Origin of the sequence: Bacillus sp. FSL K6-3459, assembly GCF_038003305.1 — a bacterium.
Lineage (GTDB): Bacteria > Bacillota > Bacilli > Bacillales > Bacillaceae > Bacillus > Bacillus pumilus_O.
Genome location: NZ_JBBOOW010000001.1, coordinates 335,601 through 350,769, shown reverse-complemented (window position 1 = coordinate 350,769; position 15,169 = coordinate 335,601). Strand labels below are relative to the sequence as shown.

Sequence of the window (15,169 nt, the reverse complement as noted above, 5' to 3'; positions counted from 1 at the left end):
TTCTCCACCATTGTGACAACCCTGCACCCTCTATATCAAAAGAACCAAGTCTATTTCATTAAAATAGACAGAATACGGAAAGAAGCCCACCCCGAATAAAACGGAGGGACTCCCATTTTGATTCGGTAACCTGGCGACCATAGTAAAAAAGCAACATTTACCTTAGGACATGGCTTTGCGTCTCTACGTTTCCATAGATTTGCCTTTTTCTTCTTTTCTTTTTAAATATTTTCTATTTACGTCCACTTTATATGAAATTATTGTTTTTTTCACCGAAAAATGGGTGTAAAGATTCATGCGTTATGCCGAATGAATCACATAATAATTTACGATATTTACCGAAAATAACTAATAATAGTTGCGTTCAACCGAAAATAATCGACTAAATACCGCAAAAATTTCATGTTTTTCCTTGAATTTTGAAAATATAACCGAAAATGTAGGATAGAGGTCTCCTTCCATCCTCCACAATTTCTTAAATCTTAAGAACTACATTCCCTAAAAAATTGAAAATATTTACCGTAAAATCAACACAAAAAGAGCTGCCATTTCAAATGACAACTCCCTTGTTTCTTCATTATATTTACATCACCTTAGACAGGCCAATCGTTTTCTCAATAATGAGCAACGCAATGATAGAAATGATAATAAATATGACAGATATCGCATTGACACTCGGATCAAAGGTTTGCTCAATGTAATTAAACGTCCTAACGGGAATCGTAATCGTTTGAGGAGAGGAAACGAACAAACTGATCGATATTTCCCCAAATGACGTCACGGCAGAAAATACCCCGCCTGCAATTATTCCTGGTTTTATCAAAGGCAGCGTCACTCGAAAGAATGTGCGAATAGGTCCTGCGCCAAGATTCATTGAAGCTAGCTCAAGCCTCGGGTCCAAATTCGAGACACTGACACCTACTGTTCGAACCACATAGGGAAAGCCAATGATGACGTGACCTATGACAAGCGCCCACACAGATCCTGTAAAACCCATAGCTGTAAACAAATAAAGCATGGCAATCCCTAACACTACTTGAGGAATCATCAGAGGTGACAAAATGAAGGCTTGAATTGCCTCCTTTCCCTTAAAGGAAAGCCTTGCTAAAGCATACGAAGCCATCGTGCCTAAAAGAACCGTGAGAGGCGTTACGATGAATAGCAAAATTACACTGATACGCAGAGACTCCATCCATTCTGGATTCGACACGACCTCTTGAAACCAACGAACAGAGAACGAAGTCGGTGGAAATTCAGGAAAGGCATTTGGACTAAAAGCAGATAAGACGATGACAAGAACAGGTATGGTCAAAAAGAGATAAACCAATGACCCAGCAGTCCATATCAGGATGGAAAGCAAGCGATCACCAAATGGTTTTTTACGCATGCATCCTCGCCTCCCAACGCTTCAATAGATAGCTTAATAAACTGACCACCACAAGTACACAAACCAATAACGTAAAGGACATCGCTGCAGCAAGAGGTAAGTTATACACCTGCATGACTTGCTGATATATAGACAGCGGCAGTAATGGTTGCATTCTTCCGCCGACTAAGAGAGGAGTGATATAGCTCCCAGCCGCCAGTGAAAAGACAATAATAGCCCCAGTCACCATCCCTGGAATAGTCAATGGAAAGGTCACATGAAAGAAGGTTCGAATTCGTCCAGCTCCTAGACTCATAGAAGCCGGTCGTAAATGCCGATCCATATCAGTTAAGCTCGTCGCGATAGGCAACACTGCAAAAGGTAGCATGACCTGAACATAAGCAATAATCACCGCATTCATATTCCACAGCATAGAGAGCGGCTTCTCAATCACATGTAAATCTAATAACATGCCATTGATCAAACCATTTTGTGAAAGAAGGACAATCCATGCAAAGGTCCGAATCACAACGCTTGTCAAAAGCGGCGAGACAAGTAAGATATAGAAAAATGCCCTCAGACGCGGATGAGGTGCCTTGACGAGCACGTATGCTGCAGGGTATGCCATCAATAGACAAATCACCGTTGTCTGCAAGGCGACCCATACTGTACTTCCAATCGCCTTCACATACGCATCTGTCGTGAACACATGAATATATTGAGAAAAGCTATACGTTTGTAATGTATTCATCATTGAATCCACATCGCGAAAACTAAGGACGAACATCATCACGAGCGGCGCTAGAAGAAATACAACAAGAAACAAACACGCTGGCAGCAGCATGAACCAATGAAATCGCTGATTCTTTTTCTTGATACGCATCACGTATGCACCTTCGAATCTAGGAAAACAATATCTTCAGACTGCCAATTGATATGAATAGCTTCTCCAGCTTTAGGAAGCTCTGGAAACGCTGCATCAGATGCATGAACAATCATTTCACCGCTATCGAGCCCCACCACCAAACGCAATGAGTGACCAATATAACTGACATCTGTCAGCACGCCTGATACATGGTTAGACTGAATGTCTCCCCGCTCAGAAGATATGTTGATTCTTTCTGGACGGAGCATGAGTAAATGCTTCTCCTTCTTCTCTTGATGTGCCGCTGCCTTTAACTGCACTTGCTGCCTGTTTGACTGGATTAAATGAGGAACGATAAATGCAGCACTTGTTTCATCATAGATTGCCTCAAATAGGTTCACTTGCCCGATAAATTCAGCCACAAATCGATTGTTTGGCTGGCGGTACACCTCTAAAGGCGTCCCAATCTGCTGGATTTTTCCCTCTCCTAAAATCCCAACCCGATCAGAAAGACTTAATGCTTCCTCTTGATCATGGGTCACGAGAATGGTAGTAATCCCGACATTCCTTTGAATATTTCGAAGCTCTGTCTGCATATTTTTTCTTAGTTTTGCATCTAGGTTGCTGAGCGGTTCATCAAGAAGAAGAACAGACGGCTGAATCGCAAGCGCCCTTGCAATCGCTACCCGCTGCTGCTGTCCACCACTTAATTGATGCGGCATACGTTTCGCAAACGCCTCTAATTGAACAAGAGACAAACTCTCCATTACCTTCTCTTTGATTTCTGCCTTCTTTTTCTTTTGAACCTTTAACCCATACGCCACATTATCAAAGACAGTCAAATGCGGAAAGAGTGCATAGCTTTGAAAAACCATACCCGTTTTTCTTTGATAAGGCGGTAAATTCGTCACATCCTGATCCCCAATATAGACGACACCTTTTGTTGGCTCTAAAAAACCACCAATGATGTTTAACAAAGTTGATTTCCCGCAGCCACTAGGACCAAGAAGGGAGAAAAACTCTCCCTCATTCACCGTAAGACTGACATCGTTAAGAGCAATCTGCTCGCCGAATTGCTGGCTGATATGTTCTAGTTGGATTCCACTCATACGATCACCTATTTTCCTCCGCCTAATACTTCGTTCCATCGATTTGTCCAATTGCCCAGCTCTGAAGTCGCTGTTTCGTAATCTACCCAAGTCAGCTTGCTATAATAATTCTCTCCAACCTTGACCTTCCCTCTAATCTTGTCACCGTATTTCACATCAGAATTCGACATACCATAATAAGATTTTTCCGAGAAGGCTTCCTGAGCTTCTTTTCCACTTAAATAGTTTAATAGTTTGTAAGCCGCTTCTTCATGCTGACTTCCCTTCGTTAAAGCCCAGCTCGCAACTGCTGCAACAGCGCCTTCTTTCGGATATGAGAAACCAATATTCATTCCTTCTTCTTCAAGTGCAAATGCTCGTCCATCCCAATAAGGAACTGCTGCAACGTCACCACGTTCTAATAAAGTTTGAATAGACCCGGGGTTATCGGGAAAAGCAGCTACATGCCCTTTTAATTGCGCGAGACTTTTAAAGGCTTTATCGATATCCTTAGGATTTGATTCTGTCCCCCCTTGAGCATGGACAAGCGCAGAGAAAAATTGTAACCCAGCTGAATAAGTCGGAGATGAAATGGCTACCTTCCCTTTTAACTGACTGCTCCATAAGTCAGTCCAGCTGTTTGGTTCCTGCTTTACGAGGTCTTTTCTATAAGCAATTCCAAGCTGACCCATACTAAAGCCTGCTGCATATTGTTTTCCATCAACAGTGAGCTTCTTTTGAACAGAACGGTAAAGCTTTTTGACATTTGGTGCTTTCCCTTCGTCAATCGGTGCAAGAACGTTTGCTGCAATGCCTCTTTGAATCGTATCAGGCTGTAAAATAAGCAGGTCATATGGTGGATTTTTGCCATTTGACGCTTTTAATTTTGTAAACCATTCAGAATCCGCACCAGAGACGGTTTGGACTTTAATTCCCGTATCTTTTTCAAACTTCTCAAGAATCGGTTTGATATTCTTTTCCCAATCGCCTCCGTATACGCCAACGATCACAGTCTGCTGCTGTTTACCTTGATCCTGTCCATTCCCACCGCAAGCTGATAGCAGTAGAATCATTGACAGAACACCTGCAAAAATAGTGATTAATCTTCTTTTCATGATTCATTTCCCCCTTTTTGTCCATCCATATGACGAAGTGCTTGAATAATATCTTTCTTTGTTAACGGCTCAATTCTATGGCTGAAATATTGATGAACTGCATGTTTATAATGTGTACGTTCATTGGCTGGATAAGAACGCAGGAGCACAGCAAGCTCGCTACTGGCTTCATCCGTCCATACTTTCTCATAAGCTTCTCTGTGTTCTCCGAAATCCCACATGATATTAGCAGGATGATTACTCTTTTCACGAAGCTGATTCGTTTGCTCCTCATCAATCTTCCATTCATTTTGGTCTACATACACTTTAACGCCATATTGTTGCAGCGCTCTTTCTTCACTTAATAAACCTGCTTCCACTTCATGAAGGACTTTTTCTTTCTCTCTTGCAAATGGATTTCCCCAGCCGCCTCCACTTGGTGATGTCAATTGCACAATATCGCCTTTTTCAAGACGCAGAACATCTATTTTCGGCTGGTCTTGTTTTTCACCTTTTGCTGTGACTAGCTTGACCTCACCGATAGCTCCAGCTCGGCCGCCCATTAATCCCCAAGGCTGAAACTTCATCCGTTCCATACCTCGTGCGGTCACCATAGATTCAGGCTTGATCATTTCAAATTCCAAACCAATCGCATGTCCGCCTCTATTTTCTCCTGCTCCGCCTGTGTTTGGCAAAAGCTCATATCGATGAACATGAATATCAATATGCTGTTCTAAGCTCTCAATGGGTGTATTCTTCAAAAAGCCAGACGAATGATCAATACCATCTACTCCGTCCGTTCCATTTTGGGCACCACCGCCTCCGCCTAATGGTTCGACAACAGACATTTTCCTGCCACCTGTTTGATTATCAGGAACAGAGAGAACAACAATAGCAGATTGACCGGCACCTGCTGCCGGCACCGCCTCAGGTAACAGCTTACCAATGGCACCTAGTACGACATTGTACAGCCTCATCGTAATCGAATGCCGAATACCAACAGAAGCCGGGTATTCTGGATGCACTAGCGTCCCTTTAGGGGAAATCACTTCGATCGGATATGTGATTCCGCCATTAATCGGTATAAAGGGATCTTTACTAATAATGTAGTTAATCAATCCTTGATATAGGAAGGAATGCTTCTGACCATTAGTAACAAGGTTAAAAGCTGTTTTCACTTGCGGGTCACACTCAGAAAAATCAAGTGTCAGTCGTTTTCCTATCACCGTTAACTTGATTTTCAACCGGATCGGCACATCCGAGATCATATCATCATCTAAATAATCAGCGAATTCACTCGTTCCGTCCGGAATGGCTTCAATGACCTTTCCTGCACGATCCTCAGCTTGTTTCAGGAGATCCATCATTCCTTGTTTCACTTCATTTATTCCAAATTTGCCGATCATTTCTTTTAACCGAATTTCTGCCGTATTCACTGCAGCAATCATCGCATTAATATCCCCATCATTTAAATGACTAGCTCGACTGTTAGCTCTTAAAAAAGTGCGAACAACCTGATTTTCTATTCCGCCTTCATAAATTTTCACTGGCGGTATTCTTAATCCTTCTTGATGAACATCTGTCGCTGTCGGTGAAATACTCGAGGGCACAAGTCCGCCCACATCACTTACATGAACAAAAGACCAAGCATAGCTGACAATTTCACCATCTACAAAAATCGGCTTAATGATATGGACATCCGGCAGGTGAGTAGCTAAACCATCTGTCGTATAAGGATCATTTGTGATGATAATATCTCCTGGCTGCATCGGTCCGCTTTCTTCAATTGCTTTTTTAAGACTCAGCCCTAAAAAGATCGTGACACCCACTGTCTTTGGATATACAAAGAAATCTCCAGAAGGCGTGGCTAATGCTGTCGCAAAGTCAGCTGATTCTTTAACGAAAGTCGTAAAAGACGTCCTCTCAATGACATGTCCCATGCCAGTTGCAATTGCATTAAAATAACTGCGCATCATCTCAAGTTTTGCTGGATCAGTTCTCATGTAAAGCCGCCTCCCTAGAAATCACCAAGTTCCCTGATTGAGCAATGCTGCCTGCCCAATTTGGCAGAATCAATGTTGTCGTATCATCCTGCTCAATGATGGCAGGTCCATTCATGACAGATCCTACTGACAAAGTATCTCTGTAATAAATGGCCGCTTCATATTCTTTTTCTTCTATAAAGATTCGCCTGAATTCATGTGGCGTCAAAGAATGTCCACTGTTTTCATGAACAGGTGTGAAAGGCAGTGGCGGCGTCTCGCCTATGACTCGAACTCGTAAATGAGTGAACTCGATGTTTGCCTGATCATCTCTATGACCATATTGACGTTGATGTAGTTTGTGAAAGGCTTCAACGAGTTGATGGATGTCTTTCTCTTGCTTCAGCCATTCAGCTGATAATGGTAATTCAATCTCAAAGGCTTGTCCTTGATAACGTGCATCTGCCAATAATAGAATGGATGTCTGTTTAATATGCTGAATGTTCTGCTGGCTGAACCAATCAATCGCTTTTCGAGAAAGCACCTCATAATCTTGTTTTAGTTGATCTATCGAGTAGTTTTGTAAGCATATTTTCTTCGACAGTACTGCATCATGAATAAAATCAGCGGTCAGGGCACCTAATGCACATAATGTTCCTGGACTTGGAGGAACGACTACGTTTTTCGCATAAATTTCTCGCGCAAGGAAATTCGCTACAACCGGTCCTGCTCCACCAAACGCTAGTAAACTAAAATCTCTTGGGTCAAACCCTTGCTGTTCCATGACATTGCTTAATTCTGTGTACATATTGGCGACAGCTACTTGAATTAGCTGGTCGGCCGCTTCTTCTACCGTTTTGTTGAGCTGGTTAGCAATTGGCTGAAAGGCCTTTTCCGCCGCGGACAGCTGTAGTTGTAAATGTCCTCCGGCAAAACGCTCTTGATTGAGATAACCACATATGAGGAACGCGTCAGTTAAGGCGGCTTTCGTCCCCTTACCATACGAAGCTGGTCCAGGCTGTGAGCCAACTGATTCTGGTCCTGCTTTGAGAAGCCCGCCCTGATCAATCCATGCAACAGAACCTCCGCCTGCCCCTATTGAATACATTGCAACAGATGGAAGAATGATAGGGAAACCTGAAAGCTGATTTGACTGAGCCATCGTCGGCTGTCCATTTTGAATAATGGAGATATCTGCACTCGTCCCCCCAACATCAAACGTGATCAGATTGGATTCGTTTGCAGAGGCTGCAATTCTTGCGGCACCAATGACACCAGCTGCTGGACCAGAAAAAAGTGTTTTAACAGGTGAAGTTGCTGCACTTTCTGCATCCATTAAACCACCATTTGATTGTGTAATGTATGGAGAAATTGGTACACCTTCTTCTTTCAAACGGCTTTTCAATGTTTGTAAATACTGTTTCACCTTTGGTTGGATGTACAAATTAACAACAGACATCACGGTACGCTCGTATTCTCTCATTTGAGGCCATAATTCAGATGAAGTAAGGACTTCTAATTGCGGATAATGGTGTTTGATATAGGCTTTTGCCTGTAATTCATGAACTGGATTTTGATAGCTATGTAAAAAAGAAATGACAATACCTGCTAGCCCTTTAGACATGACCTGCTGGACAGCATGATCTAATTGCTGCAGATGGAGAGGTTTTTTGATCGTACCATCGTGTATCAACCTTTCAGAGATTGGATATACATGCTTTCGTGGTATCAATGGTTCTGGCAAACGAGAATTGAAGTCATAAGGAATGGGTAATCTTAAACGTTGAATTGACAATATGTCTTGAAAGCCTTCCGTCACAAAAAGGGCCAAATCTGCTCCTTTTCTCTGCAACAATGTATTAAGACCGATTGTCATGCCGTGTACGAGATATTGGATTTTAGATAAATCAACACCTCTGTCTTTTAGCAGTTTTAGCCCATTGATAATTCCCTGAGCTGGGTCATCAGTCACTGTGGGTGTTTTGAGTTCAGTTAGCGCCCCTGTTGCTTCATTCATCAGCGATAAGTCAGTAAATGTTCCGCCTATGTCTATGCCAAGCCGATAAGAGACATCCGCCATTTGTACTTCCCTCCTACAATGTAAATAGAATGATATTTTGATAAATTACGACATTTTTTGATATTTGACTCCATAATATTAAAGCATATCGGTCTAGTCAATTTTATTTTTTTAAACTTTCTGTGTGTTAAATTCTTGAAATTAGCCCAAAAAGCAGTGATAAAGCCATTTTGATAAAGCACAATCTTTTTATGAACTGAAAAATTAAAATTTTTATGAATTTCTACACATGCGAAAAGCAAGAAAACGGATAAAAAACGTTTTTCGAACTTTAAAAGGCGTTTTTTCAAAACCAGGAGAAATTGGTAAGTAATTCTGCTATACTTCTGTTTACAAAATACGCAAACAAGAAAGAGAGCTAGCATCTATGAAACTTCTTAAAATTATTCTCTTGCTTTTACTGATCGTCATTGGTGTAGCAACAGGCTATATTCAGCTGGAGCAAAGTAAACAAGAGACGACGAATTCATCTTATGACAAAACGATTCACTTCCCATCAGATCGTTATCCCGAAACCGCGAAGCACATAGAAGAGGCAATTGATGAAGGCCATTCATCCGTATGTACGATTGACCGTAAACATAGCGATGAACAAAGAGAACAATCACTTCATGGCATTCCAACAAAGCGCGGATATGATCGTGATGAATGGCCTATGGCGATGTGTAAGGAAGGAGGAACAGGGGCTTCAGTCAAGTATATTAGTCCTTCAGATAATAGAGGAGCAGGCTCATGGGTCGGTCATCAATTATCGGATGATCCCGATGGCACAAGAATACAATTTATCATCGATTAACGCCATTTCCCTTTTCTATCTTAAAAAAATTTTCTCGTAACTGCATACAGGTATTTCAAACATTTTTTTCATGCCGATAATCCTTAAGGAGGTTTATCCTACCTTATACCTAAAGGAGTCAAAAAGCATGAAGAAAAAGGGAAAACTGAGGCTTGGTGCCAAAATTTTGCTGATCTTTTTAAGTGTCATCATCATCTTTTCCGCAATTGTTGGTTATGTGGTGAATCTTGAGATGACAGAAAACATCAAGCACATGGCCACTGAAAAAGCAAAAGGGGATTTAAGGCTAGGCTATGCCTACCTAGATGAAAAAGTAGCAGGCTCGTGGCAGATAAAAGATGGAAAGCTTTACAAAGGGAATACCCAAATCAATGATCATGATACATTGGTCGATCATTTAGCAGAATACACCGATGATACGATCACAATTTTCCAAGGAAATACCCGTGTCGCAACGAATGTCATGTTAAACGGCAAACGAGCTGTCGGTACACAAGTTTCACCAGAAGTGAAGGCCACTGTATTAGATAAAGGCGAAAACTATTATGGCACAGCAAATGTAGCCGGGAAAGATTATCAAACGGCTTATATGCCAATCAAAAATGATGCAGGTGAAACGATCGGCATTTTTTATACGGGCGCAAACCAAAGCATGATTTCACAAATGCTTCAGTCATTCTACATTCAATTTTTCATTGTTCTGTTATTAAGCTTAATTGTTGCTGTAATCATTATTTCTATTTTCACGAAGCGGATTCAAACCCGTCTCAAGCGCATGGCTTCTGCCATTAAGAGTGCAGGAGAAGGCAATTTAACCATCAATGTGACAGATACAACAGGGGATGAACTGTCTGATTTGGCTGATCATTTCAATAAGATGCGAGAAAAATTAAATCACACCATTCTTAATGTGATGAACACGTCCGAATTAGTGGCAACTTCATCTGAACAGCTATCAGCTAGTGCAGAAGAAACAAGTGCAGCATCAGAAAAAATCACCCATAGTATTCAAGAAGTCGCTCATTCATCAGAAGAACAGTCTGCTCAAATGACAACAAGTGAGCACACAATGATTCAAGTATCTAACGAATTGGCAAACATCACGGAAAATGCAGGGCAAATGGCTTCAAGAAGTCAATATGCACAAGAAATGGCCCTAAAAGGTGTACAGAATATTGGGGAAGTAAACTCACAAATGACATCTATTGCAAAATCAATAGAGGAAAATGGGACAGCCATTCAAGCTTTAGAGACACGTTCGGCTGAAATTGATCATATTTCCCACGTTATTACAGACATCGCTAACCAGACCAACCTACTTGCTCTTAACGCAGCAATTGAAGCAGCACGAGCCGGTGAGCATGGGAAAGGATTTGCGGTTGTTGCAGACGAAGTGAGAAAGCTCGCTGAAGAATCTCAAGCATCATCAAATATGATTTCCCATCTCATTTCTGAAATCCAAAAAGAGATGACTCATTCAACAAGTGCGATCAAACGAGTAAGAGAGGAAGCGGCTCAAGGGACTGTACTTATTTCTCATGCAGAAGAATCATTTATTGATATTCAGCAGTCAATGAGAGAAATGGCAGATGGTATTAAGCATTTATCTAGTGCATCACAAAAAATCGCAGCTTATACAAACGATGCGAAACAATCCTTTGCCACTATTACAGAAGGGGTAAAATTAACAAGTGAACATTCACAGCAAGTAGCCGGTTTAACAGAAGAACAATTTGCTGCAATGGAAGAAGTAACTGCTTCATCAGAAGCTCTTGCCCATTTAGCAGGAGATTTAAAAACAATGGTTTCACAATTTCACATCTAGATTCCTCATATAGAAGCGCAAGACGGCCACAATCGTCTTGCTGCCTAACATTCTCTTCAAGAAACACTCTTTCAACCATTTACATTCCAACAGAAATCTATGTATAAAGGAGTTTTTTAAATGAATAACTTAAACCAAGCCTATTCCCTATCTATCTCCTATCACCAAATCACCGTATACACTGGAAGCAAAACACCACCTGTGATTGACTGGTCAGATGATGACATTCTTCAAGGATTCGCCATGGGAGATCATGGTGTATCCTTTGAAGGGGTCAACAACGGAAAAGCCTCTGTTACCGTAACTTTAAATAGCGATATCTCTCCAGCGTCGGCTGATAGAACGGTCACAGTACCTTTTACGCATGAAAGTGATCAAGTTTATATCACAAGCGTCATGGCTCAGGTGCTGTCTTTCCCTATTCCAAAGGGAGACTATCAGCTCACCTGCTATACTTCACAGCAGCCTGATGAAGACCTTTATCATATCCATTTCCAAACAGTGTAGATCACGACTGATCGTACAAATCAAGCCACTTTTCTGCAAAGTCTACCGATTCTCTCACTGGCAATAAATATGAACTGGCAAGTCCGATTTGACCGTGATGATGAGTGCCTCCTGATTTCAGAAAGTCACGGCCGATCTGCTCAAATAATTCTTCTCTTGTGATAATATCTTGGTACTCTTTCCAAATCCTCCACCCATTTTCTAAGATGGGAGCTCCTCTTGTCATGAGGTCTCGTTGAGGTATGCGATATTCAGCTAGATGGAAAGCTGTCAGACTCTCAAAAAACGTACCAATCAGCAGCACCTGAGCCTGAACATCATACATGCGAGCTAGAGGAGAATGTTCCCCTAGTCCAAAAGAAAGTGCGTGGTGTTTCAGAAGCTCATGTTTCCTTTTCCCCCAGGCCGTGAATGAAAAATGAGGATGATTGCTTCTCGCCACGCCTGGGTATTTCCAAAATACTTCTGCTACCTTTCCCATTGCGGTTGGCATCGAGTAAGCTGGATCAAATGCAGGCATCGTGTCTTTGATCGATTTCCACCATGAAAAAGGAACAGGCGGATCGATCCAATCAGCGGGATCAGAAAGCTCTAACGTTTGTGCCGGCATGATCAGTGTCCCCTCTTCTGTTAAGGTTTCCATCAATGCTTGGATGAGGGCTACAGCGCCTCCGTTTACCCAGCCGATAGATGATAAAGATGAGTGAACACATAAAATCATGCCTTTTTTCACACCAAGTTGAACCAAGTCTGCTTTGATTTTTTCCTTTGTCATCGGTTCAGCTTGATTTTCGATTAATTTTTTCATCGTTTCCTTTTCCTCCTGCATCTCTTCTCTTACTGATGAATGAGACGCTTAACCGCAATAGACAGTTTATAATTTGCGTAATTTGTCAGCTTCGTTAAAAACAGATCCAGTTCATCATGACTAGAGAAATGGCCTTCAGCCATATAGCAGCCCTCACCACTTATTTTAAATAAATTCTTGATCTCTTCCTGTCGGTCGAGAAATGACAGAAGTGGTTCGTGATGATGACTTCGGGTATAGAGCTGCATAAATGTTTGGATGGTCTTTTGCGTCCGCCAGTCAATCGAAATGGTATATGCTTCAATCACACCCTCTTCTTCAAGCTTTAACACACGATTCGCAACAGCTTGCCCGGTTAAATGAACTTTTTCACCTAACGCTTTCATGGTCAACCGACTGTTTTTAGAGAGCTCTTTTAATATATCCATATCGGTTTGGTCTAACATTGGCTCACCTCTTTCAAAAATCAAGTCCTTCTGATAAAAGACTTTCATTACCCTCTGTCACATGGAACTCTTTTAATATACTGTAAACTTAATCAGAAAAAAAGGAGGCCTTTTCATGAAAATCACGCTCATTCGGAATGCTACTTTATACCTTGAATATGGTCAGGCAACTTTCTTCATTGATCCCTTTTTAGCAGCAAAAGGAACATATCCACCGTTCCCTCATACAGCCAATCAACATTTGAACAATCCGATTGTTGATCTGCCTGTAAACATTGACATAGACCACATGCTACATCCAGATGCTGTCCTACTCACTCATTTGCACGTGGATCACTTTGATGACGAGGCAAAACAAAAATTAGCCCAAGACCAACCCATTTACACTCAATCGGAGAATGACAAAAAAGAAGTTGAAGAAGCCGGTTTCGAGCATGTCACATGTATTGAAGACGAAATAGACATTTGTGGTGTTCATATCCTGCGAACAGGTGGACAGCATGGGACGGGAGAAGTTGCAAAGCGGATGGGACAGGTCAGCGGTTTTGTTTTCTCTCACCCTGATGAACCTACCCTTTATATTGCAGGTGATACCATTTGGTGTGATGAACCGAAGGAGGTTATCAATACTTGCAAGCCAGATGTCATTGTGGTCAATAGCGGAGCTGCTCAATTTTTAGAAGGCGATCCGATTACGATGACGAAGGAAGACATTTTAGACGTTCACCGTTCTCATCCAACTGCACAAATTGTCGCTTGTCACCTTGAGGCAGTGAATCATTGCTTGCTTACAAGAGCTTCTTTACAAGCTTACATTCAAGAGCATCAAGCAGAAAAAGCCATTTTTGTTCCTAAAGATGGTGAAAGTCTCACCTTCTGAAAAGAATCTTAAACAAAAAAACCGGCATCTCACTGCCGGTTTCATGCTTATGGTCGATGGTGCTGTGGTTTTTTCAGCAATGGGACAAATCCGTTGTTTTTCAAATGATTGTAATGTTCATCCATTCGTTTCGTAATATGTGTACCTTGTTCCTTTGTTAACACACCATATTGGACGTACTTCTCAATCACTTCTTTTCGTTTAGAAAGAATTTGCTGCTCAAGCGTTTCAATTTGTTTTTGTTGTTCTCTCGTTAGTTTTACTTGATGCGTTACTGGACGCTTTTCCATTTGGGGTGTTTCTCCATGAGCTGTTTCCATATAAAAACCGGACAACAGCATCACCGATAATATGATCAAGCCACTTATTCTTTTCATCATGTTCTTCCCTCCTTTATTCGCATTTATTTTGTACGCACTTTCCTTTTTTATACATTATTTCACCACTCAAATTGCACATAATATTCTTACTTTTTCGCTTTTCTTCTGAAAACGTTGTCCTAACAGAAAAAGCGTGCTATGTTTTGTTTTGTATAAAAAATAGAGGAGGATTCTTAAATGAGTCGTTTTTATCATAGAAAATCGATCTGGGTAATGCTTGTTGTGTCTGCTTTCATACTTGTCTTGTCTGCTTGCAGTCAATCAGGCTCTTCTCAGTCTGGAGATTCAAAGTGGGATAAGATTCAAAAGAAAGGGAAAATTGTTGTTGCTACTTCAGGCACCCTTTATCCAACGTCATATCACGATACCGCTAATGGCAAGGATCAATTGACTGGTTATGAAGTGGAAGTAGTCAAAGAAGCATTTAAACGCCTTAATGTAAAAGTAGAATTTAAAGAAATGGGCTATGATGGCATGCTGAGCGCCATTAATTCTGGTCAAGTGGATGCGGCTGCAAATGACATTGATATCACCGATGACAGAAAAGATAAGTTCGCCTTTTCAACTCCTTATAAATATTCATATGGCACGGCGATCGTAAGAAAAGACGATTTGTCTGGCATTAAAACGTTAAAAGATTTAAAAGGAAAGAAAGCAGCTGGTGCTGCCACAACGATTTACATGGATGTCGCTCGCAAGTACGGTGCGAAGGAAGTCATTTATGACAATGCGACAAACGAGCAATACTTAAAGGATGTTGCTAACGGTCGTACAGATGTCATTCTAAATGATTATTACTTGCAGACACTAGCGCTAGCTGCATTCCCGAAATTAAATATTACGATTCACCCTGACTTAAAATACATGCCAAACGAACAAGGTTTTGTGATGAAGAAAGACAACACAGAGCTTCAAAAAGAATTAAATCGTGTCTTAAAGGACATGAAAAAAGACGGAACCATGAAAAAGATTTCCGAAAAATTCTTTAATCATGCAGACGTCTCAAAGAAAATAGATGCTGATGTCGAAAATGTCGACATTTCGAAATAAGG

The 15,169-nt window shown here is 41.3% G+C and carries 14 protein-coding genes and 1 riboswitch; of the genes, 5 read left to right on the top strand and 9 right to left on the bottom strand.

The annotated features are described in order from the left end of the window. Positions 1 to 121: 121 nt before the first annotated feature. Positions 122 to 214: riboswitch (cyclic di-GMP riboswitch) on the bottom strand. Positions 215 to 583: 369 nt separating this feature from the next. Genes MHI35_RS01875 through MHI35_RS01850 form a run of 6 tightly spaced genes read right to left on the bottom strand, consistent with a single transcriptional unit; the run spans position 584 to position 8,475 of the window. After that, entirely contained in the window at positions 584 to 1,387 is an 804-nt protein-coding gene (locus tag MHI35_RS01875; RefSeq protein WP_335349587.1) for an ABC transporter permease, read from the bottom strand. Continuing rightward, positions 1,380 to 2,249 (bottom strand): ABC transporter permease, encoded by an 870-nt coding sequence (locus tag MHI35_RS01870; protein ID WP_060595513.1) that lies wholly within the window; start codon positions 2,247 to 2,249, stop codon positions 1,380 to 1,382. The genes MHI35_RS01875 and MHI35_RS01870 overlap by 8 nt, the downstream gene beginning before the upstream one ends. Further along, entirely contained in the window at positions 2,249 to 3,340 is a 1,092-nt protein-coding gene (locus MHI35_RS01865) for an ABC transporter ATP-binding protein (protein ID WP_335349588.1), read from the bottom strand. Before MHI35_RS01865 ends, MHI35_RS01870 begins: the two co-directional genes overlap by 1 nt. A gap of 8 nt (positions 3,341 to 3,348) precedes the next feature. Continuing rightward, positions 3,349 to 4,434, bottom strand: a complete 1,086-nt coding sequence (locus MHI35_RS01860; RefSeq protein ID WP_335349589.1) for an ABC transporter substrate-binding protein — start codon at positions 4,432 to 4,434, stop codon at positions 3,349 to 3,351. Continuing rightward, on the bottom strand, positions 4,431 to 6,416 hold the full coding sequence (locus tag MHI35_RS01855) for a hydantoinase B/oxoprolinase family protein (protein WP_211063361.1): 1,986 nt from the start codon (positions 6,414 to 6,416) through the stop codon (positions 4,431 to 4,433). The genes MHI35_RS01860 and MHI35_RS01855 overlap by 4 nt, the downstream gene beginning before the upstream one ends. Further along, positions 6,406 to 8,475, bottom strand: coding sequence for a hydantoinase/oxoprolinase family protein (locus tag MHI35_RS01850; protein WP_335349590.1), 2,070 nt, complete (start codon positions 8,473 to 8,475; stop codon positions 6,406 to 6,408). Before MHI35_RS01850 ends, MHI35_RS01855 begins: the two co-directional genes overlap by 11 nt. A gap of 367 nt (positions 8,476 to 8,842) precedes the next feature. Here MHI35_RS01850 and MHI35_RS01845 point away from each other — a divergent pair, with 367 nt between their 5' ends. From MHI35_RS01845 to MHI35_RS01835, 3 genes are all read left to right on the top strand, one after another. Beyond that, the gene (locus MHI35_RS01845) at positions 8,843 to 9,271 is read left to right on the top strand and encodes a NucA/NucB deoxyribonuclease domain-containing protein (RefSeq protein ID WP_335349591.1); all 429 of its coding nucleotides are present in this window, start codon (positions 8,843 to 8,845) and stop codon (positions 9,269 to 9,271) included. Between the two features lie 127 nt (positions 9,272 to 9,398). Then, the gene (locus MHI35_RS01840) at positions 9,399 to 11,096 is read left to right on the top strand and encodes a methyl-accepting chemotaxis protein (RefSeq protein ID WP_335349592.1); all 1,698 of its coding nucleotides are present in this window, start codon (positions 9,399 to 9,401) and stop codon (positions 11,094 to 11,096) included. A gap of 120 nt (positions 11,097 to 11,216) precedes the next feature. Then, positions 11,217 to 11,603, top strand: coding sequence for a competence protein ComJ (locus MHI35_RS01835; RefSeq protein WP_224925624.1), 387 nt, complete (start codon positions 11,217 to 11,219; stop codon positions 11,601 to 11,603). Between the two features lies 1 nt (position 11,604). Here the strand turns inward: MHI35_RS01835 and MHI35_RS01830 are convergent, their stop codons facing one another. Together MHI35_RS01830 and MHI35_RS01825 are read right to left on the bottom strand one after the other, a co-directional pair. Next, positions 11,605 to 12,411, bottom strand: a complete 807-nt coding sequence (locus MHI35_RS01830; RefSeq protein WP_335349593.1) for an aminoglycoside N(3)-acetyltransferase — start codon at positions 12,409 to 12,411, stop codon at positions 11,605 to 11,607. Positions 12,412 to 12,440: 29 nt separating this feature from the next. After that, complete coding sequence (locus tag MHI35_RS01825) at positions 12,441 to 12,857, bottom strand: Lrp/AsnC family transcriptional regulator (RefSeq protein WP_186325098.1); 417 nt, start codon at positions 12,855 to 12,857, stop codon at positions 12,441 to 12,443. A 115-nt stretch (positions 12,858 to 12,972) separates the two neighbouring features. Between MHI35_RS01825 and MHI35_RS01820 the strand changes: the two genes are divergently transcribed. After that, the gene (locus MHI35_RS01820; RefSeq protein WP_335349594.1) at positions 12,973 to 13,737 is read left to right on the top strand and encodes an MBL fold metallo-hydrolase; all 765 of its coding nucleotides are present in this window, start codon (positions 12,973 to 12,975) and stop codon (positions 13,735 to 13,737) included. Positions 13,738 to 13,784: 47 nt separating this feature from the next. On the opposite strand, the gene MHI35_RS01815 is transcribed toward MHI35_RS01820, so the two are convergent. Then, positions 13,785 to 14,114: a YckD family protein gene (locus MHI35_RS01815; protein ID WP_144523356.1), complete on the bottom strand. Its 330-nt coding sequence runs from the start codon at positions 14,112 to 14,114 to the stop codon at positions 13,785 to 13,787. A gap of 180 nt (positions 14,115 to 14,294) precedes the next feature. Here MHI35_RS01815 and MHI35_RS01810 point away from each other — a divergent pair, with 180 nt between their 5' ends. Then, positions 14,295 to 15,167 (top strand): transporter substrate-binding domain-containing protein, encoded by an 873-nt coding sequence (locus MHI35_RS01810; RefSeq protein WP_211063367.1) that lies wholly within the window; start codon positions 14,295 to 14,297, stop codon positions 15,165 to 15,167. Positions 15,168 to 15,169: the final 2 nt, after the last annotated feature.

What these genes read in the sequence shown, in the direction of transcription:
- MHI35_RS01875 (WP_335349587.1), bottom strand. Translation starts at nt 1,387, where the DNA reads ATGCGTAAAAAACCATTTGGTGATCGCTTGCTTTCCATCCTGATATGG.
- MHI35_RS01870 (WP_060595513.1), bottom strand. Translation starts at nt 2,249, where the DNA reads ATGCGTATCAAGAAAAAGAATCAGCGATTTCATTGGTTCATGCTGCTG.
- MHI35_RS01865 (WP_335349588.1), bottom strand. Translation starts at nt 3,340, where the DNA reads ATGAGTGGAATCCAACTAGAACATATCAGCCAGCAATTCGGCGAGCAG.
- MHI35_RS01860 (WP_335349589.1), bottom strand. Translation starts at nt 4,434, where the DNA reads ATGAAAAGAAGATTAATCACTATTTTTGCAGGTGTTCTGTCAATGATT.
- MHI35_RS01855 (WP_211063361.1), bottom strand. Translation starts at nt 6,416, where the DNA reads ATGAGAACTGATCCAGCAAAACTTGAGATGATGCGCAGTTATTTTAAT.
- MHI35_RS01850 (WP_335349590.1), bottom strand. Translation starts at nt 8,475, where the DNA reads ATGGCGGATGTCTCTTATCGGCTTGGCATAGACATAGGCGGAACATTT.
- MHI35_RS01845 (WP_335349591.1), top strand. Translation starts at nt 8,843, where the DNA reads ATGAAACTTCTTAAAATTATTCTCTTGCTTTTACTGATCGTCATTGGT.
- MHI35_RS01840 (WP_335349592.1), top strand. Translation starts at nt 9,399, where the DNA reads ATGAAGAAAAAGGGAAAACTGAGGCTTGGTGCCAAAATTTTGCTGATC.
- MHI35_RS01835 (WP_224925624.1), top strand. Translation starts at nt 11,217, where the DNA reads ATGAATAACTTAAACCAAGCCTATTCCCTATCTATCTCCTATCACCAA.
- MHI35_RS01830 (WP_335349593.1), bottom strand. Translation starts at nt 12,411, where the DNA reads ATGAAAAAATTAATCGAAAATCAAGCTGAACCGATGACAAAGGAAAAA.
- MHI35_RS01825 (WP_186325098.1), bottom strand. Translation starts at nt 12,857, where the DNA reads ATGTTAGACCAAACCGATATGGATATATTAAAAGAGCTCTCTAAAAAC.
- MHI35_RS01820 (WP_335349594.1), top strand. Translation starts at nt 12,973, where the DNA reads ATGAAAATCACGCTCATTCGGAATGCTACTTTATACCTTGAATATGGT.
- MHI35_RS01815 (WP_144523356.1), bottom strand. Translation starts at nt 14,114, where the DNA reads ATGAAAAGAATAAGTGGCTTGATCATATTATCGGTGATGCTGTTGTCC.
- MHI35_RS01810 (WP_211063367.1), top strand. Translation starts at nt 14,295, where the DNA reads ATGAGTCGTTTTTATCATAGAAAATCGATCTGGGTAATGCTTGTTGTG.